Source organism: Sphingopyxis sp. (assembly GCF_041916015.1).
Classification (GTDB): Bacteria; Pseudomonadota; Alphaproteobacteria; order Sphingomonadales; family Sphingomonadaceae; genus Sphingopyxis.
In genome coordinates, this window is the sequence record NZ_JAYSAH010000106.1 from 1 (window position 1) to 20886 (window position 20886).

Below are 20886 nucleotides of genomic sequence, written 5' to 3' on the forward strand. Positions count from 1 at the left end.
GAACCACTGTCTCCACAATCAACATCCCGTTCTCGCCAACTGATCAAAACCAGTCGGCCGACTATATCCCCGGGATGAAGGGGTCCTTTTTGCACGCCGATCACCCCACGAAGGGGGTGCCTATTGCACGCTGATCCTCATCATCGCTGATCTTCTTCGAATCATAGTCAAACAATTGATCGTTAACACGCTCATGAAGGCGCTTGGCCTCGGAGGCGGGGGCGGCTTTGGAAGCTTTTTGAGCGGCTTGTTCGCCAATGGCGGGACGTTCGGGACGGCACAGCGTTTCGCGAACGGCGGGACTTTCACGAACCAGATTGTCAGCAGTCCGACGCTGTTCAAGTTCGCGAACGGCGGGAAAATCGGTGTCATGGGCGAGGAAGGCCCGGAAGCGGTTATGCCACTCGCGCGCGGCCCCAACGGCAAGCTGGGCGTTCACGCGCAGGGTGGCGGAAACGGTGGCGGTGGTGGGCGGCCGAGTATCAATGTCAGCGTCACGAACCACAATAGTTTTGCCGGGGCGATCGGGGCGGACAGCATTATCGCGATGAACCAGCAAGTCGCTCAGAAAACCGAAGAGCAAATTTGGCGCGGCTTGCAGGGGAGGCTGCAGCAACTCGACACCGATGGCACCATAGTTTGACAAGACAGCACGGCGACGTCGGGAAATGTCGCCACGCTAGGGGTCGGGAGGGCTTTGTCCATGGTGCCCTCCCGGCTTCGACCTAATGTCCGAACCGCATTTCAGGTTCGGGCGCAGTGATCGAAGTTTTTACACCGGCGTCGGCAGCAATGCCCATGCACATCTTTCGGATCGCGATGCGCTCGATTGTCGTGCAATCCTTCGCATTATCCGCCGCTTCAAGTTCTGTTACGATGGCTTGCACGTGCGGCTGACTAATGGCGCCGCTTTTGCGCAGACCTGAAATTATGGCGCGCAGCGCAGCGCCTGTCGCATCGTTCATGTGCTCTTCCCCTTGGAGGCTGGCCCGCGGTGGTCTCAAGTTCCCTCGCAAGCGAAACTGGCGCCAATGTGGTGCTATTCGGACGCGAGACCCTTTTCAACCAGCCGACGGATGGCTTCTGCACGCGGCGGAATGTCGGGTTGTTTACGCCGCCAATCGTCGATCTTCTCAATCCAACCGGGAGGAGTGACCATCTCGAAGCGTCCAGATTTTTGCTCTTTCATATCGACTACGTAGCATCCGTTGACAACGGATACAATCCGTAGGATACGTAGTTTGCCGAATGGGAGAAGCTGACCTCCCGGCGGCCCGACCATCAACGTTCGAGGAGAATGATAATGGCTACCAACGTCGTCCCCTTCCGTCGACCAGCCGGCAAGGAAGAGCCCTTGGCCTTCGCGCCAGGTGTCGTCCCATTCGATCGCAGCAATCCGGCTCATGTCCGCGCATGGAATAACATCTTCGCGCTCGGCTGGTCTGAACTTAAAGCGAAGGGGAAACTGTGATGGGCAAGATTATTCCATTCCCCGACCTTATGGGCCAGATGCCGCACCGGGCCGACAATTGGTTGCGTCGGCCTCGGGAATGCTGGACTCCTCTCGACGAGGTTGAAGAGGCCCGCGCCAAGCTGAGCGATCTGCGCGACCGCGTCTTCAGCGATGATCCGAACGATTATGACGACCCCATCAAGGCCATCGCCGACATCGTTGCCCTCGGCATGTGGGAAAAATTGCTAATTGAGCGCAACACGGCAGCCACCAACACTGCGCTGAACTACAAGGGTAAGGTTTACGCCGAGCCGGCGGGGAGGGCGTGATGATGTCCGGCACTTTCGCTGCAACGACAGAAAACGCGCTTGGCGAGATGCTCTCTGCAATCTCATCCTTGCCGCGGCCTCTGTTGGCCCGGCTCATCGAGAAGGCTATCGACCATCTTGATGAGATGGATCCCGATCCTGATCAAGAAGAGGACGATCCCGTCGGCCAGTGCGATGAGGACGGCGTCAATACGAACAGCATGGAAGGAAGTGCGGCGCGCGGGAGCCATGATCTGGATAACGAGCTCGTTCCGGATTGGGGCATCGATCAAACGAACTGCCTACCTTACGGGATGGTGATCGCCTCTGATCGCGATGCATCGAGGCCGCACCGCGACCGAATACGGCGCACGCGCTGCATATCGCACTATCGGCGCTGGCGCGACTATCGGACAGGGCAGGAGCGGCGGGAAGTGTATGGCCATAGCCTGATCGTGCCGCCGATCGCCCCGAATCGACGGCAGCTCCTGAAACGCAAGCGGGGGGTGCCAACTAGACCTCGCGCTTAGAATCGCACTAAGCCCTCGCTGAGACGGGGGCATTTTTCCATAGGTGGGCGCATTGATGGGTGACGAGAATATGTCGTCAATTAATTGAAGAAAATCAATGTAATATGGCGGACAGGGTGGGATTCGAACCCACGGTGAGCTTGCACCCACGGCGGTTTTCAAGACCGCTGCCTTAAACCACTCGGCCACCTGTCCGTCGCCGCCGCAATAGCGCGCGCGGCACCCGCGGCAAGCAAAAGATCGAGCGCTCGGTTCACCGTGCATATGACTCGATCCGTCTCGCGATGGATGGCGAACGTGCGTGCATCTGGTCCAATCCGCATTTATGGGTGGGACATGATGAACGCCAGAAAATTCGGAATCCGACGTCTTTCCAACTGGGTGGGCTTCGCTCTCTCGGCCTGGTCGATGGCCGCATCGGGGCCGCTCTACGCGCAGAGCGATGCGGGTTTCGACGCTTATGTCCAGTCGCTGTGGCCCAAGGCGCAGGCCCGCGGCGTATCGCGTGCGACCTTCGAGCGGGTGACCGCGGGGCTGCGTTACAATGCCCGCGTCGTTGCGCTCGACCGCGACAATCTCGGCGCGCCGCCGAGCCCCGACACGCCGATTCCCGCCTTCGCACCCTATAAGGCGAAGCATGTCGACGCCTCACGGATCAATGGCGGGCGTCGCGTCCACGACCGGCTGCTGCCGCTTCTTTCGCGGATCGAGCAGCGCACCGGCGTTCCGACGAGCATCATGATCGCGATCTTCGGGCACGAGACCGCCTATGGCGCGGTCACGGGCAATTTCGATCTGCCCGAGGCGCTCGCCACGCTCGCCTATGAAGGGCGCCGCCGCAGCCTGTTCGAGCCCGAATTCCTCGCGACGCTCGAGATGGTGCAGAAGGGCGTCCCGCGCGACGTGCTGAAGGGCAGCTGGGCGGGCGCGTTCGGCTATCCGCAATTCCTGCCGTCGGTCTATCTGCAGGTCGCCGAGGATGGCGACGGCGACGGCGTCGCACGCATCTGGTCGAGCGAGGCCGACGCGATCGAATCGATCGGCGCCTATCTGCGGCGCGCTGGCTGGCGCGCGGGGCAGCCGTGGGGCGTCGCGGTACAGGTGCCCGCCGGCTATAATCGTTCGGCGATGGCGAGCCGGCTCCAGCCGACCCGCTGTCCGCGCGTGTTCGCGCGCTACAGCCGCTGGCGCTCGATGGCCGAATGGCGCGCGGACGGCTTTCAGACGCTGAGCGGACGTTGGCCTGACGGCCAGGTCCAGGCAACGCTGCTCGAACCCGATGGTCCCGGAAAGACCGCCTATTTGCTGACCGGCAACTATCGTGCGATATTGGACTATAATTGCTCTAATTTTTACGCATTGTCTGTGGGGTTGCTGGCGGATGAGATCGATCGTTAGGGAGGGAATGCTGGTCGCGGGGGCGGCGCTGCTGCTTTCGGCCTGCGGCGTTGCGGATGGCAAGCGCGAAGCGGGACCCGCACCGGGACCGACGCCCGCGCCGAGCGCCGAGCTGGTCGGCGATACGCCGGTCAAGCTCGGCGATCCCTATATTATCGCCGGCGTCACCTATACGCCCGCTGACATCCCCGATTATGACGATGTCGGCTATGCGAGCTGGTATGGCGAAGATTTCGCCGGAAAACCGACCGCGAACGGCGAAATCTTCAATCCCGACGGCATCAGCGCGGCGCATCGGACGCTGCCGCTGCCGAGCTATGTCGAGGTGACCGCACTCGATACCGGACGCACGATCCTCGTGCGCGTCAACGACCGCGGGCCGATGGTCGGCAACCGGCTGATCGACCTGTCGCGCGGTGCCGCCGAGCAACTGGGCCTGACCGAAGGTCATGCGGCCGTCCGCGTGCGCCGCACCAATCCGCCGCAGGCCGAGCGCGTGCAGCTCCGTGCCGGGCGCGCGGTGCCGGAGCGGATCGCGACCCCCGATTCGCTGCTCGCGATCCTGCGCAAGAAGCTGCAAAGTCAGACGCCGGCGCCGGTCGCGGCCCAGCCCGCGCCGCCGGTCGCTTCGGGCAAAGCGAAGCCCGGCGACGACCGCATGGCGGTACAGCCTTCGGGGACGAAGAAAAAGCCGGCGCCCCCGGCCAAGCCCACCGGCAAACCGGAACCCGCGCCAGACAAGGCCATTCCCGCAAAGCCCGGCTCGCATTTCGTCCAGGTCGGCGCCTTCAGCAGCGAAGCCAACGCCAATGCGGCGGCGAAAAGCGTCGGTGGCAGCGTCGCGAAGGCGGGCAATCTCTGGCGTGTGCGCATGGGGCCCTTCGCTGGCGAAGCCGAAGCGCGCGGCGCGCTCGGCAAGGCCAAGGCAAAGGGCTTCCGCGACGCGGTCGTGGTCCGCGACCGATGAAATTTGCGGCGGGGAAGATCGCGGGATGCGTCGTCGCGGCACTTGCGCTTACCGTCGCCTTTCCGTCAGCCGCGGCCGACAAGGCGCCATCGAAGGGAGCGCCATCCCCTCCCGCTCCCTATGTAACCCAGGCGCCGATCGTGATGCTGAAGGATCTCGATAGCGGCAAGATCCTCTTCTCGCGCGGCGCGGACAAACGCTTCGCGCCCGCCTCGATGACCAAGGTCATGACCGCCTATGTCGTGCTCGACCTGATCAAAAAGGGGCAATTGTCGCGCGACACGCTGTTCACGGTCGAGAATGCGACGTGGAAGAAGTGGAGCGCGCGCTCGCGCAGTTCCTCCATGTTCCTGCGATCGGGTGAGAAGCTGACGGTCGATGAGTTGCTCAAGGGTCTGATCACCGTGTCGGGCAATGATGCGGCGGCTGTTCTTGCGGTCGGCATCGACGGCACCGAAGAAGCCTTTGCCAGGCGAATGAATGCAGTAGCTGGCAGACTTGGAATGTCGTCGAGTAATTTCGGTACCCCGAGCGGCTGGCCCGACGGAGGCGTGACCAAGGTCAGCGCGGGCGACCTGATCCTGCTCGCCGACCGGCTGATCCGCGATCATCCCGCCGATTATGCGCGCTATTTCTCGATCCCGAAGCTCCAGCACGGTGTATCGCCCGACGGCAAGCCGATCGTCCAGTCGAACCGCAACCCGATTCTCGGCCGCTTCGCCGGCGCCGACGGGCTCAAGACCGGGCATACGAGCGAGGCGGGCTATTGCTTTCTCGGATCGGCGAAGCGGGGCGGACGCCGTCTCGTCATGGTCGTGGCGGGCATGGCCAGCGAAAAGGCGCGCCGCGACGAGGCCGAGCGGTTGATGACATGGGGCTTCGCGTCGACCGGCACGCCCACGATCGCCCAGACAGGGCGCGGAAACGCATCGAAGGGCAAGAAGGCCGCCACTGCGCCGTGATGACAAAGCTCGTCCGGGCGGCTACCGCCGAGCAATGCACGGGCGCCCCTTCCTTCTTGGCAGACTAGAATCATGACGCGCGGGCGTTTCATCACGCTCGAAGGCGGCGAGGGGGCCGGCAAGTCGACCCAGCTTCGCGCGCTGGCGACCGCACTTGCGGAGCGCGGCGTCGAGGTCGTCGCGACGCGCGAGCCCGGCGGCAGCGCCGGTGCCGAGGCGATCCGGGCGCTGCTGATGGAAGGCAGCGACGATCGCTGGGATGCGCGGGCCGAGGCCCTGCTCTTCGCAGCCGCGCGCGCCGATCATGTCGCGCGGACGATCCGCCCGGCGCTCGACCGCGGCGCTTGGGTGGTGTGCGACCGCTTCGTCGATTCGAGCCGCGCCTATCAGGGGGGCGGCGGCGGGATTACCGATGCCGATTTGCTGACGCTCCACGGGATCGGCTCGCAGGGATTGCTGCCCGATCGGACCTTTCTGCTCGCGCTCGACGATGCCGAGGCGGCAAGGCGCCTTGCGGTGCGTGACGCGGGCGGTGCCGACCGGATGGGGAGCAAGCCCGCAGATTATCAGGCACGCCTCGCGGCCCGATTTACCGAGATGGCCGCTGCCGAGCCCGATCGCTGGCGGACCATCGACGCCGGCAAGCCCGCCGAAGCCGTGACGGCGGCGATCATGGCCGAACTGGAGCGCTGGCTATGACGGCCACCATGATTGGGCACGACGATGCCGAAAAGGCCTTTCTCGAAGCCTGGCAGGGCGGACGGCTCCACCACGCCTGGCTCATGGCTGGGCCGCAGGGGATGGGGAAGAGCATATTCGCCGAGCGCGTCGCACGCTTCCTGGTCACCCATGGGCGCGGCGGGGACGGGCAGGCGCTCTCGCTCGACGATCCGGGCGACGCCGCCGCGGGCAGGCTGGTCGATGCCGGAAATCATCCCGAAATCATCAACCTGACACGACAGGTGAAGGACAAGGGCAAGGATCTCGCGCGCAACATCACGATCGATCAGGTGCGCGGCGTGATCCGTCGGCTCCATTTGTCGCTGTCGTTCGGCGACTGGCGCGTGATCATCGTCGATGCGGTTGACGACCTTGAAACCGATGGCGCCAATGCGCTCCTCAAAACGCTTGAGGAGCCTCCCGCGCAAACCCTCTTCCTGCTCGTCAGCCATTCGCCGGGGCGCCTGCTGCCGACGATCCGATCGCGATGCAGAACGCTGCGTTTTCAACCCGTTGACCGTGACGTCATGGCCCCGTGGCTCCACGAACAAAGGCCGATGCTCGACCTCTCGGATATTCGTGCGATCAGTGCCGCGTCGGGCGGTGTCCCCGGCAAGGCGCTCGCGCTGATCGACAGCGATGTATCGGCGATGGAAAAGAAATTATTGGCGATCACCAGCACCGGCGATCCCGGCAATCGCCTTCGCGAAGCGCTCGCGCGCGAGGTCGGCGGGACGAGCAATCGCGCCCGGCTCGAACTCGTGATCGACATCGTGCCGGGGCTGATCTCGCAGCTCGCGCGCGAGCGGCCGACCGCCGAGCTCGCGCCGGTGTTCGCGCAATGGGATCGCATCCAGCGCACCGTGCGCGATGCCGTTCGCGGGTCCTATGACGGTGCGATGGTCGGGTTCGAGATCGGCAATTGTCTTGCCGAATTGGCACCCCGTCCAGGACAGGCGTCGCGCTGACGCTTCCCCTCCCGCGCCGCACCCGCTAAGGCGCGCGCATGTCCGAGCCTTTCTATATCACCACCGCCATCAGCTACCCCAATGGCCGCCCGCATATTGGCCACGCCTATGAGGCGATTGCGACCGACGTCATGGCCCGTTTCCAGCGCGCGCGCGGCCGCGACGTGCGCCTGATCACCGGCACCGACGAGCATGGGCTCAAGATGTTCCAGACCGCGCGTAATCAAGGCCGCGAAACGATTGATCTTGCCGATGAAATGTCGGGATATTTCCGCGATATGTATGCCAGGCTGAATATCAGCTACGACAATTTCATGCGGACGTCGGACCCCGCGCATCACAGGGCGTCGCAGGCAATCTGGCAGGCGATGGAAGCCAATGGCGACCTCTATCTCGACCGTTACGAGGGCTGGTATTCGGTCCGCGACGAGGCTTTCTACGACGAAAGCGAACTGACCGACGGGGAAGCGGGCGTCCGCCTGTCGCCGCAGGGCACGCCGGTCGAATGGACGGTCGAGGAAAGCTGGTTCTTCCGCCTCTCCAACTATCAGGACAAATTGCTCGCGCTCTACGCCGATCAGCCCGACTTCATCCGCCCCGAAAGCCGCCGCAACGAGGTGCTGCGCTTCGTCGAGGGTGGGCTCAAGGATCTCAGCGTCTCGCGCACCAGCTTCGACTGGGGCGTGCCGGTGCCCGGCTCGCCCGGCCATGTCATGTACGTCTGGGTCGATGCCCTGACCACCTATCTCTCGGGGCTCGGCTATCCTGATCCCGATGGCGACTTCGGCAAGTTCTGGCCCGCGAATATCCACATGATCGGCAAGGATATCGTTCGTTTTCATACAGTTTACTGGCCGGCTTTCCTGATGAGTGCCAATTTGCCGTTGCCCAAGCAGGTGTTCGGCCACGGTTTCCTGCTCAACCGCGGCGAGAAGATGTCGAAGTCGCTCGGCAACGTCGTCGATCCAATGGAACTCGCCGAACGCTTCGGGGTCGATGCGCTGCGCTATTACCTGCTGCGCGAAGTCAGTTTCGGGCAGGATGGCAGCTATTCCGCCGAGGCGATCGTGCGGACGGCGAATGCCGACCTTGCGAACAGCTTCGGCAATCTCGCCCAGCGCAGTTTGTCGATGATTTTCAAGAATCTCGATGGCAAGCTTTCCATCGACTACGCGCTGGCGCAGGAGGATGCCGATCTGCTGGCAGATATCCTCGCGATGGCCGAAGAGCGCCTGCCGCGCGAATTCGAGCAACTCGCCTTCTCGATCGGGATCGAGGACTGGATCCGCGCCGTCTTCGCCTGCAACCAATATGTTGACGCACAGGCTCCGTGGGCGCTGCGCAAAAGCGATCCCGAGCGGATGCGCGCGGTGCTGATGACGCTGTTCCAGGCGGTGCGCACGCTTGCGATCGCGATCCGTCCCGTCGTCCCGGACGCAGCCGACAAGCTCCTCGACCAGATGGGCATCGCCGCTGACGCGCGCGATTTTGCGGCGCTTGCCGACAGGGATTGGTTTGGCAAGCTGGCCACCAGCGGCTTCACCGTCGGTCAGCCCGTTCCGATCTTTCCGCGCCTCGAACTGCCCGAAGGGGAAGGGGTGGCCTGATGCTCGTCGATTCGCATTGCCATCTCAATTACAAGGGGCTTGCCGAACAGCAGGACGGGGTGCTGGCGCGGGCGCGAGGGAAGGGCGTCTCCGCGATGCTCAACATCGCGACGCGCGAAAGCGAATGGGACGATGTGCTCGCCGCCGCCGAAGCCAATGACGATGTCTGGGCAAGCGTTGGCATCCATCCGCACGACGCCGATCATCATCCCGACGTCGATACCGCGAAATTGGTCGAACGTGCCGCGCACCCGCGTGTGATCGGGATCGGCGAGACCGGGCTCGACTATTATTACGACAAGAGCGACCGCGCGCGGCAGCAGGAGAGCTTTCGCCGCCACATTCACGCATCGCAGCAGACCGGCCTGCCGGTGATCGTGCATACGCGTGACGCCGAGGCCGATACGCTGGCGCTGCTCGGCGAGGAGATGGGGAAGGCGACCTTCCCCGGCGTCATTCATTGCTTCACCGCAAGCGATGATTTCGCGCGCAAGGCGCTCGATCTCGGATTTTACATCTCGATCTCGGGGATCGTAACCTTCAAAAATGCCGCCGATTTGCAGGCAACCGCCAGATGGCTGCCGCAGGACCGGCTGCTGATCGAGACCGACTCCCCCTTCCTTGCCCCCGTTCCGCACCGCGGCAAGACCGGCGAACCCGCGTTCGTCGCCGACACGCTCGCCTTTCTCGCGGCGCTGCGTGGCGATAACGAGCAAGCACTCGCGGCCGCGACCAGCGCCAATTTCTACGCGCTTTTCAGCAAGGCGGCGCCATGACGTCACATGGTGATTCTGCCTATTTTCCGTTCGTGCTGAGCTTGTCGAAGCGCCGTTCTTTCTTTTCGGCATTGAAGAGAAGAGCAGCCTTTCGACAAGCTCAGGGCGAACGGAGATTGGAACCATGAAGCTCAGAATCCTGGGTTGCGGGACATCTTCGGGCGTTCCGCGGATCGGCAACGACTGGGGTCAGTGCGACCCCGACAACCCCCGAAACCTCCGCAGCCGCGCGTCGATCATGGTCTCGCTCGGCGGCTTTCGCATCCTCGTCGATACGAGCCCCGACATGCGCCTGCAGTTGCTCGACGCGGGTGTGGGCGAGATCGATGCGGTCATCTGGACGCATGAGCACGCCGACCATACTCACGGCCTCGACGATTTGCGCCAGGTCATGCATCTGCGTCGCTCGGCGGTGCCGGTTTATGCCCGCGATCATGTCCTCGACATTCTCAAATGGCGTTTCACCTATGCCTTTGCCGGCAATGCGGGCTATCCGGCGTCGGTCGATCCGATCGATCTTCACGATCATCAATCGATCGGTCCGATCGAGGTATCGGCGATCGAAATGCCGCACGGGCCGATCAAGGCAACCGGTCTGATCTTCAGCGACGGTGCGCACAAGATTGCCTATGCAACTGATTTTTCAAAATTTACGGACGAGATGGTCGATTTCTTTCAGGGCGTCGACCTGTTCGTGATCGACGCGCTGCGCCGTTATCCGCATCCGACGCATCCACATCTCGCGATGACGCTCGAGGGGCTCGCCAAGGTCGGCCAGCCGCGCGCGATCATCACGCATATGGACAATACGATGGATTATGACGACCTTGCGGCCGAACTGCCGCCGGGCGTCGAGCCCGGCTATGACGGGCTGGAGGTGCAGTTGTGAATGGGAACAGCGCAGTCGATCTCATCTGGTTTGCGGGCGCTTTCGCGCTAGTGCTGAGCGCGCTCGTCGCGCGCCGCATCAAACTGGCCGATGGCGTCAAGATGGCGCTGGCATGGGTTGCGATTTTCGGGTTGCTGTTTCTCGCAATCTGGACGTTCCAGCTGGCGCGCGGGGGATAGGCACGAGCGGCCTCTCCCTCCGATGGCAAAGTTTATTTAACATAATATATATTATCGGATAATCATATGGCTGAAACCGCAAGCTCCTCCGAGCCTCTCGCCCCTATCGATCGCCTGCTTGGCGTCATGGCGAAACTGCGCGACCCCGACGGTGGATGCGAATGGGATCTTGCGCAGGATTTTTCGACGATCGCGCCGTACACGATCGAGGAAGCCTATGAGGTCGCCGACGCGATCGACGGCGGCGATCCCGTGGCAATCTGCGACGAGCTCGGCGACCTGTTGTTGCAGGTCGTCTTCCACAGCCAGATCGCGACCGACGAAGGCCTGTTCGGTTTCGACGACGTCGCGACCGCGATCAGCGACAAGATGGAGCGCCGTCACCCGCATATTTTCGGTGACGCCAAGACGGACGACGTGCGCGTGCAATGGGAGGCTATCAAGGCTGCTGAACGCGCGGCCGACGGTCCGAAGAGCGCGCTCGACAGTGTCGCGTTGTCGCTGCCGGCGCTGCTTCGCGCGCAGAAATTGCAAGGCCGTGCCGCGCGCGTCGGTTTCGACTGGCCCGATGCCGAGGGGCCGCGGGCCAAGATCGCCGAGGAACTCGCTGAGGTCGTGACGGCACCCGACGATGCAGCGCGCGCCGAAGAAATCGGCGATCTGCTCTTCGCGGTCGTCAACTATGCGCGCCATCTTGGCGTCGATGCCGAAAGCGCGTTGCGCGCCGCCAACGACAAATTCGCGCGCCGCTTTCATGCGGTCGAGGAACGCGCCGGACCCGACATCGCAAACCTGTCTCTCGATACGCTCGAAGCGCATTGGCTAGAAGTCAAGGCGTCGGAGCGCTCCTGACGGGCCACAAGCGCTCGAACCGCGCCCGGTCGGCGGGATCGAGCCGCACCGTCAGCACATGCCCTTCCCCTTCGACCTGATCCGACAACACCTCGCCGCGGGCGTGCAGCCATGCCATCGCCTCGCCCTGGTCGAAGCGCAGGAAGATGCGCTCGACCCGATGCTGCGCCGTCAATTGCGACGCCATGAGCGTTCGCGCGGCCTCCACGCCCTCGCCGGTTACCGCCGAAATGACCGCGACGTCGGGCCGCCTCGCCGCCATCTCTTCGATCCGGGTCCGGGTTTCGGCATCGGCGGTATCGATCTTGTTCCAGATTTCGATCTGCGGGATCGCATCGGGGGTATCGTCCCCTTCCCCGTCCCGCGGGCCGTTGACGCCCAGCGAGTCGAGGATCGCGCGAACGTCGTCATATTGCGCCTCGCTGTCGGGATGCGCGATGTCGCGAACATGGACGATCAGGTCGGCGGTCGTAACCTCCTCGAGCGTGGCTCGAAAAGCCGCGACGAGTTCGGTCGGCAGGTCGGAAACGAAGCCGACGGTATCGGACAGGATCGCCTTGTCGATTCCCGGCAGGCGAATCTCACGCATCGTCGGATCGAGCGTCGCGAACAGCATATCTTGCGCCATGACGTCACTTCCCGTCAGGCGGTTGAAAAAAGTGGATTTTCCGGCGTTCGTATAACCGACGAGCGCCACCACGGGCCATGGTGCGCGCTGGCGCTTGGCGCGCTGGAGCTGTCGCGTCCGCCGCGCGTCCTCAAGCTGGCGGCGAATGCGCGCCATGCGGTTGCGGATCATCCGCCGGTCGGCCTCGATCTGCGTTTCGCCGGGGCCGCCGAGGAAGCCGAAGCCGCCGCGCTGGCGTTCGAGGTGGGTCCAGCTTCGCACCAGCCGCCCCGCCTGATAGTCGAGGTGCGCGAGCTCGACCTGGAGCCGTCCCTCGGCGGTTGCTGCACGCTCGCCGAAGATTTCGAGGATCAACCCGGTGCGGTCGATCACCTTGGTGCCGAACTCGGTTTCGAGATTGCGCTGCTGGATGGCGGTCAGCGCGGCATCGACGATGACGAGCTGGATGCCCTCCATCGCGATGTCGGGCTTGATCGCCTCGATCTGCCCAACGCCGATCAGCGTCGCAGCGCGCGTCTGTCGCAGGCGCAGCGGATGGACCGTAACGACGTTCAGGCCGATGGCCAGCGCGAGCCCCTTCGCCTCCTCGGCGCGCGCGTCAAGGTCGCGCGACAGCCGCTGGCCATGCCATTCGGGCACGATGAGCAACGCCGCCGCGCCGCGCGCGACCTCGTCTTCGCTATCGTTCATCGCGTCGGTCAGGCGCCGGCATCCTCGCCGGCGTCGTCGGTCAGATTGACGGGGCCGTTGGGCTGAACGGTCGAGATCGCATGTTTGTAGACGAGCTGCACCTGGCGCTCGCGCTCGAGCAGCATGCAGAACAGGTCGAACGCTACGATATCGCCTTGCAGCATCACGCCGTTGACGAGGAACATCGTCACCGACTCGTCCGAGCGGCGCACCGCATTGAGGAACACGTCCTGCAGCGCCTTGCCCTTGCTTGCTGGCGCCTCGCGAATATCGCTGCCGAGCGAGGCGAGGTCGAAATCATGCGACGGCATCACCGTCGAGATCGCATGCTTGTAGACAAGCTGCGACTGACCGTCACGGCGGAGCAGCAGCGAGAAATTGTCGAACCAGGTGATGATACCCTGGAGCTTGACGCCCTTGACGAGGAACATCGTCACCGGAGTCTTGGTCCGGCGGAGAGCGTTGAGGAAAAGATCTTGGAGATTCTGATTCTTATCGGACATATTTGCCTCCGGATATTGGCGGTGAACCCGCGGGGTGCGGTGCCGGTTTTCCGGCTTTCGAGACCTTCTTCGCAAATGCAATATGGGGCAAAGCGCCGCCAAGGTCTAGCGTAAAGCCGTCATCCCTCGCCGTCCGGATTTTCGGTCAATCCGAGCAACTTGAGCTTCCGATGAAGCGCCGAACGCTCCATGCCGATGAAGGTTGCGGTGCGCGAGATATTGCCCGAAAACCGGTTGATCTGGATGCGCAGATATTCGCGCTCGAAATTCTCGCGCGCTTCCTTGAGCGGAATGGCGGTGATCGATTCGCTGCCCGGCAATATGTCGGCGCCGCCGCGGACCAGCTCGGCGGGCAGCATATCGACATCGATCCGCCCGAGCCGGTCGGTCGGCGCGAGGATCATCACGCGCTCGATCACATTCCTCAGTTCCCGGACATTGCCCGGCCACTCATGGGCCTGCAGCGCCGCCATCGCTTCGCTGCCGATCTCAGGCGGCGGCACCCGGCGGTCGGCGGCGTAGCGGCGGACGAAATGATCGCAGAGGCTCGCAATATCGTCGCGCCGCTCGCGCAGCGGGGGAATATGCACCGGGACGACATTGAGGCGGTAATAGAGGTCCTCGCGAAAACGGCCCTCGGCGATTTCGGCCATCAGGTCGCGCGCCGAGCCCGAGATGATGCGGACATCCACGCGGATCATCGTCCTTCCCCCGACGCGGGTGAAGCTTTGATCGGTCAGGACGCGCAAGATCTTGCCCTGCGTCGTCAGCGGCATGTCGGCGACCTCGTCGAGGAACAGCGTGCCGCCATGCGCCTGTTCGAGCAGGCCGACGCGGATCGACCCGTCTTCGGCTTCGGACCCGAACAGTTCGAGTTCGACCGTTTCTGGGTCCATTCGCGCGGAGGAAATGACGCGAAAGGGCGCGTTATGGCGGCCGCTCCAGCCATGGAGGACGCGCGCCGCAACCTCCTTCCCCACGCCGGGCGCGCCGGTGATGAGGACGCGGCTGCCGGTGCCTGCAACGCGTTTCAGCGTCGCGCGGACATTGTTGATCGCGGCGCTCGTGCCGGTCAGTTCGTCGGCGGGTCCCGCTTTCTCGCGGAGCTGCTCATATTCGAACTTGAGCCGCTCGCTTTCGGTCGCACGCGCGACGAGATGGAGCAGCCGTTCGGCTTCGAACGGCTTTTCGATGAAGTCGAACGCGCCGCGGCGGATCGCTGCCACCGCGGTGTCGAGCCCACCGTGCCCCGAAATGACGATGATCGGCAGCGTGGGGTCGAACGCCTTGATCGCTTCGACCAGCCCCAGGCCGTCGAGCCGCGAGCCCTGGAGCCACACGTCGATCAGCGCCAGCGACGGTCGCCGCTGGCGGATCGCCTCGAGCGCGGCATCGCTGTCCGAGGCGGTACGCGCCTCATAGCCTTCGTCTTCCATGACGCCGGCGACCAGCTCGCAAATGTCGCGCTCGTCGTCGACGATCAAGATATCAAGCGCCATATTCTTCTCTATCCTGCCGATTCCGGACGCGCCCCGGGACCGATTCGATCCGTCCTGTCACCAAATCCCCCCTTTTGCCCGCGAGCGACCGCAGCCGGTCGGGGTGCAGCGTCAGCGTGACGCATGTTCCCTGCCCCGCCGGATTGTCGCAAAATTCCAGCTCGCCATAATGCTGCTCGACGATCTTCTTGACGATCGCGAGCCCGAGCCCCGTTCCGCCCTGCCGCGTCGTCATATAGGGCTCGGCGATCGTGTCGCGCGCCTCGGGGAGCCCGATCCCGTCATCGCTGACGCGAATGACGATCTCATCCCCGCCGCCGACCTCTAGTTCGGCGCGAACATGTCCGACGGGCGACGGCGCGGTGCCATTCTTCGATTTTTCTTCAATCGCTTCCACCGCATTCTTGACGATATTCGTCAAGGCTTGTGACAGAAGGCGGCGATCGCACACCAGGGGTTCGATCTCGTCCGGGGTCTTCACGCTGAACGCGATGTCGGGCTTAGCGACCTCGAACAGAAAGACGGCCTGACGGAGAATGTCCCGAATATCCTCGACCCCGAAGGTCGGCTTGGGCATCCGTGCAAAGCTCGAAAATTCATCGACCATGCGGCGCATGTCGTGGACCTGCCGGATCACGGTATCGGTAAGTTTGCGGAACATGGCCTCGTCATCTCCGACCTTGTCGCCGAACCGGCGCTGGAGCCGTTCGGCGGCAAGGTGGATCGGGGTCAGCGGATTCTTGATCTCGTGCGCGATGCGCCGCGCCACATCGGACCAGGCGGCGCGGCGCTGATCAAGCAATTGCTGGGTGATGTCCTCGAAGCTGAGGACGAAGCCGTCGCCCTGCTCGACCGCTTTGGCTGCAAGCGTCGCCGGTTCGGCATCGCGCCGGACGAGCTGGACGACGCCTTCGCGTTCGTCCCCGGTCAGCAATCCTGCCAGTTCGGGCGCCACGTCGGCCAGCGGCTGGCCCGTCAGATCGGCGGTGCTTTGCCCCGTCAGCCGCTCGGCGGCGGCGTTGGCGAGCAGGATACGATGATCCGAATCGACCGAGATCACCGCCGACGACACCCCGCTGAGCACGGCCTCGATAAAGCTGCGCCGCGTTTCGAGTTGCTCGTTGACGCTGACCAGCGTCCCGGTTTGCCGCTCGAGCTGTTCGGTCATGCTGTTAAAGGCGCGTGTCAGCACCGCAATCTCGTCGTCGCGCACAGGCGGCGTCACCCGCACCGAGAGATCGCCATCCGCGGCCGTCCGCGTCGCGCCGATCAACGTTCCGAGGGGACGCACGATGCGGTCGGCGACCACGATCGCGGCGATCACGGCGAGCGCGAGGAGCAGCAGCGATCCGAGATACAACGCGCCGTTGAACTGCAGCTGCAATTTCTGCGAGCGGTCGAACAGATCATTGTAATCAGCCAGCACATTGCCGGCGCGGACCGACTGCTGGAAACCCGGCACATTGGCATCGCGCGACGCATAGACATAGGCGCTTGCCGTACCGGGAAGCCTCGCCGCTGCCTCCACGCGGTCGGACTGGCGGACGACGACGACATCCTCGCCCGCGCCGAGGCGCTTGATCATCGTTGGCGTCAAGCGGCCTTCGGCGGGCCGGTTGTCGGGATTGATCGCGGCGGCGGTTCGCGCCACGCCGTCCTTGCCGATCTCGATGATCGCCGATTCATTCAGGCTGCGGACGACGACTTGCTGAAGATAGTATTCGGTGAATCTGGAGCTGTCGATCGGCAGCTGGGTCAGCGCCTTCCCGAGGTCGCCCGCCATGGCGAAGGTGTTCGCGCCCACCTGGCGCTGGTTCTCCTGATAATAGCCCTCGGCCAGACCCGCTGCATTTTCGAACATCCCGCGCGAACGGTCGGAAAACCAGAAATCCACCCCGAACTGGAACAGCAGCGAGGCGAAGATGACGACGAGCAGGGTCGGCGTCGCTGCCAGCAGCGAAAACAACGCAACGAGACGGACGTGCAGACGCCCGTTGCCGCCCGCCATCGACCGCACGGCGCGTGCTCGCGCGATCCGGCTACCGACGAGGACGATCAGCGCCATGGCGGGAACCAGATTCACGATCATGATCGCCGCGACCAGCGCCGGGGTCAGCAATCTTTCGCTCTGCGCGTCGCCGGTGACGAAAATATAGGTCGCGATCGCGACGCTGATCATGATCGCCAGCGTGTAATATTCGGGAGCCGCAAAATGCCAGCCGCCCGCGCGCGCGTTCAGGCTTTCGGAATCGTCGATGGAATTCAGGGAAGCGGCGGGCTCCATTGTTGCCCTGCTACGACAATCCTGTTGCATAGAAAACACACAAAGTGCGATCGCGCGCCCACAGGAGGGCTTTTTACCGTCGGTACGAAGTCAGGCGCGCGCCGGATCGATGTCGAGCTGCCCCAGCCGCTTGCGCAGCGTGTTCCGGTTGATCCCCAGCCGCCGCGCAGCTTCGAGCTGATTGCCCCGCACCTCGCGCAGCGTCCGGCGCAGCAGCGCGGTCTCGACAATCGCCTCCAATTGCTCGTGGATCGCACCATCGTCATCGGCGCCGGAAAGCTTTTCGCGCGCCCAATCGTCGATCGCGCGGGCAATCAAATCTGCTGGCGGCAGGATCGCGACAGCCTCGCCATTGTCGCGCAGCACCGCCTCGACGTCGCGGACGGTCACCATGGTATCGCGCGACAGCACCGCAAGGCGCTGAACGACGTTTCCGAGCTCGCGGACATTCCCCGGCCAGTCGTGCCGCTCGAGCAATTGCATCGCGGCGGGCGCGAATTGCCGGTCGGGCAGGCCCGATCGGCGCCCGGCATCGACGAAATGGCGGACCAGCGCCGCCATATCGCTCCGCCGGTCGCGCAGCGGCGGCAGCGTCACGGGGATGACGTTGAGCCGGTAGAAAAGATCCTCGCGAAACCGCCCGTCGGCCACGAGCGAACGCATATCGCGGTGCGTCGCCGCAATGACACGGACGTCGGCGCGCAGCGCCTGGCTGCCGCCGACGGTCGAATATTCATTGCTCTGAAGTACGCGGAGCAGGCGGGTCTGCGCTTCGAGCGGCATGTCGCCGATCTCGTCGAGGAACAAAGTGCCGCCCGCCGCCTGCTCGAAGCGTCCCGCGTTGCGACTCGTCGCCCCGGTGAAGGCCCCTTTTTCGTGACCGAATAACTCGGCCTCGATCAACTCGCGCGGAATCGCGGCCATATTGATCGCGACGAACGGTCCCGCGCGGCGCAACCCTGTGGCATGGATCGCGCGCGCCACCACTTCCTTGCCCGTACCCGATTCGCCCAGAATCAGCACCGCCAGGTCGTTCGTCGCCAGCCGCGCGATGGTGCGATAGACCGCCTGCATCGCCGGCGCGCGGCCGACGAGGCCGTGGCTGTCCGCCTGTCCCGGATCGACCTTCGCCGCCGGCTGCGCGCTTCGCTCCAGCGCAGCCCGCACGCTTGCGGTCAGCTCCTCGAGATCGAAAGGCTTGGGCAGATAATCATAGCTGCCGATGCCCGTCGCACGCACTGCGGTGTCGAGCGTATTCTGGGCCGACAGCACGATCACCGGCGTGCCCGGATCGACGCCCGCTCCAAGCAGCGAGTCGATGCCATCGCCGTCGGGCAGCACGACATCGGTGATGATCAGGTCCGGGCGATTGCCGGTAAGCCAGGCATTGCGCTCTCCAATGCTGGCAACCGCCACGAAGGTCGTGCATTCGCCGGTCAACGTCTCGCGAATGATCATCGCGATCGCGGGATCATCCTCGACGAGAAGGATCGTCTTGCCGTTCATCGCCTCTCACCATTTTGCGCCGCCGCGACCGGAAGATGGACTCGGAACCGCGTCCAGTCTCCGTCGCGCATATGCTGCACCGTACCGCCCATATCGCGCGCAAGCTTGGCGACGAGGGCGAGGCCGAGCCCCCTGCCCTCGCGTTTCGTCGTCACGAACGGGTCGAACAGGTCGCCGCGAATGTCGGCTGGAACGCCCGGACCATTGTCGCTGACGCTCACCTCGATCGGCAAGGCGATCCGGCCCCGGCCGTCGCCATTGTCGATCGACAGGCCGTGGCGATAAGCCGTCGCGATCCGCACCACGCCATCGTCATGCCCGCCGAGCACCTCGCAAGCGTTGGTGGCCAAGTTGAGCAATATCTGCACGACCGCGTCGTGATTGCCCTGCACCATCGGCAGCGACGGGTCGAAATCCTCGGCAAAGCGAACGCCCGGAAACTGGCGCGCCCGCACGGTTTCCAGCGCCTGGTGGATCGGCTGGTAAAGGTTGATCGGGGCACAGGCGATCGGCTGGCCGCGCGAGAAATGCTCCATCTGGTCGATCAGCGTCGTGATCCGGTCGACTTCGGCGCAGATCAACGTCGTGAAGCGCTCGCTGCCAGCGTCGGCCTTGCGCGCGAGGAGCTGCGCCGCACCCTTGATGCCCGCAAGCGGATTCTTGATCTCGTGCGCCAGCATCGATGCGGCGGCGCCCGCCGCGCGCCCCGAACGGCCGATCGCGCCGCCCATCAACTCGGCATCGTTCTGTGAGGGGACGATCGTCAAAATGCGATGTCCGCCGCGGCCATAAGGAACCATCTGTAGATCGGCGAAGGCGGGCTTGCGCCCGCTGATCGTGATTTCGGCCCGATGCGCGTACAGCGCCGAGGTGGCGGGATCGTTCATCCGCTGGCGATAGCCGCGATCCATGCCGATGACGTCATAGACGACGCGCCCGACCATCGCCGCGCGGCCGGTGTTGCAGAGCTGTTCGGCGGCAGCGTTGACGAACAGGATCACTCCGCCTTTGTCGATCAGCAGCGTGGCAATGGGATGCGACTGGATGATCTCGTCATGGTCGAACATCGGGATGCTCGACGCCCGCGCGCTCACGCGGCCGCCTTTGTCAGATGCGGACCGTAAAAGGCTTCGAGCGCGTCGAGGACACTCTTGCTGTCGGGAATCTGGTTGACCTTGTTACGAAACTCGGCCGAGCCGTGCAGGCCCTTGACGTACCAGCCGAGATGCTTGCGCGCCATATTGACGCCGGTCATTTCGCCATAATGGTCGATCATCGCGCGGTAATGCGATGTAATGACATCATATTGTTCGTCGAGACCGGGGTCGGGCCGATCGCCTTCGCCGCGTAGCGCCGCCATGACCTGACCGAGCAGCCAGGGCCGGCCATAAGCGCCGCGCCCGATCATCACACCATCGGCGCCGCTCTGCGCGAGCGCGGTTCGCGCATCGTCGGCCGAGCAGATGTCGCCGTTGACGATCACCGGGATCGACACCGCATCCTTGACCGTGCGCACGAAAGCCCAGTCGGCTTCGCCGCGATACATCTGGTTGCGGGTGCGGCCGTGGACGGTGACCAGCTTCGCGCCCAGATCCTCGGCGATATGTGCGAGTTCGGGCGCGTTCAGGCTGTCGTGGCACCAGCCCATGCGCATCTTGACCGTGACGGGGACGTTTACCGCCTTGACGCAGGATTCGATCAAGGCTGCGGCGAGTTTCAGGTCGCGCATCAGCGCCGAGCCGGCATCGCCGTTCGTCACCTTGCGCACCGGGCAGCCCATGTTGATATCGATGATCGATGCGCCGCGATCCTCGTTGAGCTTCGCCGCCTCGCCCATCTCATAGGGGGTGCAGCCGACGAGCTGCATCGACACCGGTTCCTCGACCGGGTCCCAGGCCGCCTTCTGGATCGACTGGCGCGTTTCGCGGATCGCCGCCTGGCTCGCGATCATCTCGGTAACGTTGAGCCCCGAACCATAATAGCGGACGAGCTTACGGAACGGCAGATCGGTGACGCCCGTCATCGGCGCGAGGATCACGGGGTCCGCGACGGTGATGTTACCGATCTGGATGGGCCGCAGCGGCGCCATGGCGGGGAGCTTTCGTTTACATTGCCTAAATTTTGAGCAGCCCCTACACTTTAAGCCGCTTTCCCGCAAGACGCGGCT

22 protein-coding genes and 1 tRNA gene are annotated in these 20886 nt (G+C 64.0%); 13 read left to right on the top strand and 10 right to left on the bottom strand.

Translation table 11 applies throughout. The features are described 5' to 3' along the window. Positions 1–175 precede the first annotated feature (175 nt). Positions 176–643, top strand: a complete 468-nt coding sequence (locus ACE3SL_RS15105) for a phage tail tape measure protein (protein ID WP_374526543.1) — start codon at positions 176–178, stop codon at positions 641–643. Positions 644–725: 82 nt separating this feature from the next. On the opposite strand, the gene ACE3SL_RS15110 is transcribed toward ACE3SL_RS15105, so the two are convergent. Beyond that, positions 726–965, bottom strand: coding sequence for a hypothetical protein (locus tag ACE3SL_RS15110; protein WP_374526544.1), 240 nt, complete (start codon positions 963–965; stop codon positions 726–728). Between the two features lie 74 nt (positions 966–1039). Further along, entirely contained in the window at positions 1040–1405 is a 366-nt protein-coding gene (locus ACE3SL_RS15115) for a hypothetical protein (protein ID WP_374526545.1), read from the bottom strand. A gap of 65 nt (positions 1406–1470) precedes the next feature. Here ACE3SL_RS15115 and ACE3SL_RS15120 point away from each other — a divergent pair, with 65 nt between their 5' ends. Both ACE3SL_RS15120 and ACE3SL_RS15125 read left to right on the top strand, forming a co-directional pair. Beyond that, positions 1471–1782: a hypothetical protein gene (locus ACE3SL_RS15120; protein WP_374526546.1), complete on the top strand. Its 312-nt coding sequence runs from the start codon at positions 1471–1473 to the stop codon at positions 1780–1782. Beyond that, positions 1782–2291 (top strand): hypothetical protein, encoded by a 510-nt coding sequence (locus ACE3SL_RS15125; protein WP_374526547.1) that lies wholly within the window; start codon positions 1782–1784, stop codon positions 2289–2291. The genes ACE3SL_RS15120 and ACE3SL_RS15125 overlap by 1 nt, the downstream gene beginning before the upstream one ends. A gap of 105 nt (positions 2292–2396) precedes the next feature. On the opposite strand, the gene ACE3SL_RS15130 is transcribed toward ACE3SL_RS15125, so the two are convergent. Continuing rightward, positions 2397–2486 (bottom strand) — tRNA-Ser (locus tag ACE3SL_RS15130). Positions 2487–2699: 213 nt separating this feature from the next. Here ACE3SL_RS15130 and ACE3SL_RS15135 point away from each other — a divergent pair. From ACE3SL_RS15135 to mazG, 10 genes are all read left to right on the top strand, one after another. Further along, positions 2700–3689 carry a lytic transglycosylase domain-containing protein gene (locus ACE3SL_RS15135; protein WP_374526574.1) on the top strand — a complete coding sequence of 330 codons (990 nt, stop codon included), beginning with the start codon at positions 2700–2702 and terminating at the stop codon, positions 3687–3689. Continuing rightward, positions 3673–4656 carry a septal ring lytic transglycosylase RlpA family protein gene (locus ACE3SL_RS15140; protein WP_374526548.1) on the top strand — a complete coding sequence of 328 codons (984 nt, stop codon included), beginning with the start codon at positions 3673–3675 and terminating at the stop codon, positions 4654–4656. The genes ACE3SL_RS15135 and ACE3SL_RS15140 overlap by 17 nt, the downstream gene beginning before the upstream one ends. After that, the gene (locus ACE3SL_RS15145; protein ID WP_374526549.1) at positions 4653–5618 is read left to right on the top strand and encodes a D-alanyl-D-alanine carboxypeptidase family protein; all 966 of its coding nucleotides are present in this window, start codon (positions 4653–4655) and stop codon (positions 5616–5618) included. Before ACE3SL_RS15140 ends, ACE3SL_RS15145 begins: the two co-directional genes overlap by 4 nt. A gap of 72 nt (positions 5619–5690) precedes the next feature. Continuing rightward, entirely contained in the window at positions 5691–6317 is a 627-nt protein-coding gene (tmk, locus tag ACE3SL_RS15150; protein ID WP_374526550.1) for a dTMP kinase, read from the top strand. After that, on the top strand, positions 6314–7306 hold the full coding sequence (locus ACE3SL_RS15155; protein WP_374526551.1) for a DNA polymerase III subunit delta': 993 nt from the start codon (positions 6314–6316) through the stop codon (positions 7304–7306). The genes tmk and ACE3SL_RS15155 overlap by 4 nt, the downstream gene beginning before the upstream one ends. 38 nt (positions 7307–7344) lie before the next feature. Then, positions 7345–8913 carry a methionine--tRNA ligase gene (gene metG / locus ACE3SL_RS15160; protein WP_374526552.1) on the top strand — a complete coding sequence of 523 codons (1569 nt, stop codon included), beginning with the start codon at positions 7345–7347 and terminating at the stop codon, positions 8911–8913. Then, positions 8913–9689, top strand: a complete 777-nt coding sequence (locus ACE3SL_RS15165; protein WP_374526553.1) for a TatD family hydrolase — start codon at positions 8913–8915, stop codon at positions 9687–9689. The genes metG and ACE3SL_RS15165 overlap by 1 nt, the downstream gene beginning before the upstream one ends. A 124-nt stretch (positions 9690–9813) precedes the next feature. Further along, positions 9814–10578: an MBL fold metallo-hydrolase gene (locus ACE3SL_RS15170; RefSeq protein WP_374526554.1), complete on the top strand. Its 765-nt coding sequence runs from the start codon at positions 9814–9816 to the stop codon at positions 10576–10578. 50 nt (positions 10579–10628) lie between these two features. Beyond that, the gene (locus ACE3SL_RS15175) at positions 10629–10757 is read left to right on the top strand and encodes a hypothetical protein (RefSeq protein ID WP_374526555.1); all 129 of its coding nucleotides are present in this window, start codon (positions 10629–10631) and stop codon (positions 10755–10757) included. A 66-nt stretch (positions 10758–10823) separates the two neighbouring features. Then, positions 10824–11609, top strand: coding sequence for a nucleoside triphosphate pyrophosphohydrolase (gene mazG / locus ACE3SL_RS15180; RefSeq protein ID WP_374526556.1), 786 nt, complete (start codon positions 10824–10826; stop codon positions 11607–11609). On the opposite strand, the gene hflX is transcribed toward mazG, so the two are convergent. The 7 genes from hflX to dusB form a co-directional block, all read right to left on the bottom strand. After that, on the bottom strand, positions 11587–12927 hold the full coding sequence (gene hflX / locus ACE3SL_RS15185; protein WP_374526557.1) for a GTPase HflX: 1341 nt from the start codon (positions 12925–12927) through the stop codon (positions 11587–11589). The two genes, mazG and hflX, sit on opposite strands and share 23 nt — an antisense overlap. An 8-nt stretch (positions 12928–12935) precedes the next feature. Then, a complete protein-coding gene (gene hfq / locus ACE3SL_RS15190; protein ID WP_374526558.1) occupies positions 12936–13430 on the bottom strand; it encodes an RNA chaperone Hfq in 495 nt (164 codons plus the stop codon). 119 nt (positions 13431–13549) lie between these two features. Further along, positions 13550–14929: a sigma-54-dependent transcriptional regulator gene (locus ACE3SL_RS15195; protein WP_374526559.1), complete on the bottom strand. Its 1380-nt coding sequence runs from the start codon at positions 14927–14929 to the stop codon at positions 13550–13552. Then, positions 14919–17213, bottom strand: coding sequence for an ATP-binding protein (locus tag ACE3SL_RS15200; RefSeq protein WP_374526560.1), 2295 nt, complete (start codon positions 17211–17213; stop codon positions 14919–14921). The genes ACE3SL_RS15195 and ACE3SL_RS15200 overlap by 11 nt, the downstream gene beginning before the upstream one ends. A gap of 90 nt (positions 17214–17303) precedes the next feature. Next, positions 17304–18719 (bottom strand): sigma-54-dependent transcriptional regulator, encoded by a 1416-nt coding sequence (locus tag ACE3SL_RS15205; RefSeq protein WP_374526561.1) that lies wholly within the window; start codon positions 18717–18719, stop codon positions 17304–17306. Continuing rightward, on the bottom strand, positions 18716–19813 hold the full coding sequence (locus ACE3SL_RS15210) for a nitrogen regulation protein NR(II) (RefSeq protein WP_374526562.1): 1098 nt from the start codon (positions 19811–19813) through the stop codon (positions 18716–18718). Before ACE3SL_RS15210 ends, ACE3SL_RS15205 begins: the two co-directional genes overlap by 4 nt. Then, positions 19810–20808 carry a tRNA dihydrouridine synthase DusB gene (gene dusB, locus ACE3SL_RS15215; protein ID WP_374526563.1) on the bottom strand — a complete coding sequence of 333 codons (999 nt, stop codon included), beginning with the start codon at positions 20806–20808 and terminating at the stop codon, positions 19810–19812. The genes ACE3SL_RS15210 and dusB overlap by 4 nt, the downstream gene beginning before the upstream one ends. Between the last annotated feature and the right edge of the window lie 78 nt (positions 20809–20886).

What these genes read in the sequence shown, in the direction of transcription:
- ACE3SL_RS15110 (WP_374526544.1), bottom strand. Translation starts at nt 965, where the DNA reads ATGAACGATGCGACAGGCGCTGCGCTGCGCGCCATAATTTCAGGTCTG.
- ACE3SL_RS15115 (WP_374526545.1), bottom strand. Translation starts at nt 1,405, where the DNA reads ATGAGCCGGATTGCTGCGATCGAATGGGACGACACCTGGCGCGAAGGC.
- ACE3SL_RS15120 (WP_374526546.1), top strand. Translation starts at nt 1,471, where the DNA reads ATGGGCAAGATTATTCCATTCCCCGACCTTATGGGCCAGATGCCGCAC.
- ACE3SL_RS15125 (WP_374526547.1), top strand. Translation starts at nt 1,782, where the DNA reads ATGATGTCCGGCACTTTCGCTGCAACGACAGAAAACGCGCTTGGCGAG.
- ACE3SL_RS15135 (WP_374526574.1), top strand. Translation starts at nt 2,700, where the DNA reads ATGGCCGCATCGGGGCCGCTCTACGCGCAGAGCGATGCGGGTTTCGAC.
- ACE3SL_RS15140 (WP_374526548.1), top strand. Translation starts at nt 3,673, where the DNA reads ATGAGATCGATCGTTAGGGAGGGAATGCTGGTCGCGGGGGCGGCGCTG.
- ACE3SL_RS15145 (WP_374526549.1), top strand. Translation starts at nt 4,653, where the DNA reads ATGAAATTTGCGGCGGGGAAGATCGCGGGATGCGTCGTCGCGGCACTT.
- tmk (WP_374526550.1), top strand. Translation starts at nt 5,691, where the DNA reads ATGACGCGCGGGCGTTTCATCACGCTCGAAGGCGGCGAGGGGGCCGGC.
- ACE3SL_RS15155 (WP_374526551.1), top strand. Translation starts at nt 6,314, where the DNA reads ATGACGGCCACCATGATTGGGCACGACGATGCCGAAAAGGCCTTTCTC.
- metG (WP_374526552.1), top strand. Translation starts at nt 7,345, where the DNA reads ATGTCCGAGCCTTTCTATATCACCACCGCCATCAGCTACCCCAATGGC.
- ACE3SL_RS15165 (WP_374526553.1), top strand. Translation starts at nt 8,913, where the DNA reads ATGCTCGTCGATTCGCATTGCCATCTCAATTACAAGGGGCTTGCCGAA.
- ACE3SL_RS15170 (WP_374526554.1), top strand. Translation starts at nt 9,814, where the DNA reads ATGAAGCTCAGAATCCTGGGTTGCGGGACATCTTCGGGCGTTCCGCGG.
- mazG (WP_374526556.1), top strand. Translation starts at nt 10,824, where the DNA reads ATGGCTGAAACCGCAAGCTCCTCCGAGCCTCTCGCCCCTATCGATCGC.
- hflX (WP_374526557.1), bottom strand. Translation starts at nt 12,927, where the DNA reads ATGAACGATAGCGAAGACGAGGTCGCGCGCGGCGCGGCGGCGTTGCTC.
- hfq (WP_374526558.1), bottom strand. Translation starts at nt 13,430, where the DNA reads ATGTCCGATAAGAATCAGAATCTCCAAGATCTTTTCCTCAACGCTCTC.
- ACE3SL_RS15195 (WP_374526559.1), bottom strand. Translation starts at nt 14,929, where the DNA reads ATGGCGCTTGATATCTTGATCGTCGACGACGAGCGCGACATTTGCGAG.
- ACE3SL_RS15200 (WP_374526560.1), bottom strand. Translation starts at nt 17,213, where the DNA reads ATGGAGCCCGCCGCTTCCCTGAATTCCATCGACGATTCCGAAAGCCTG.
- ACE3SL_RS15205 (WP_374526561.1), bottom strand. Translation starts at nt 18,719, where the DNA reads ATGAACGGCAAGACGATCCTTCTCGTCGAGGATGATCCCGCGATCGCG.
- dusB (WP_374526563.1), bottom strand. Translation starts at nt 20,808, where the DNA reads ATGGCGCCGCTGCGGCCCATCCAGATCGGTAACATCACCGTCGCGGAC.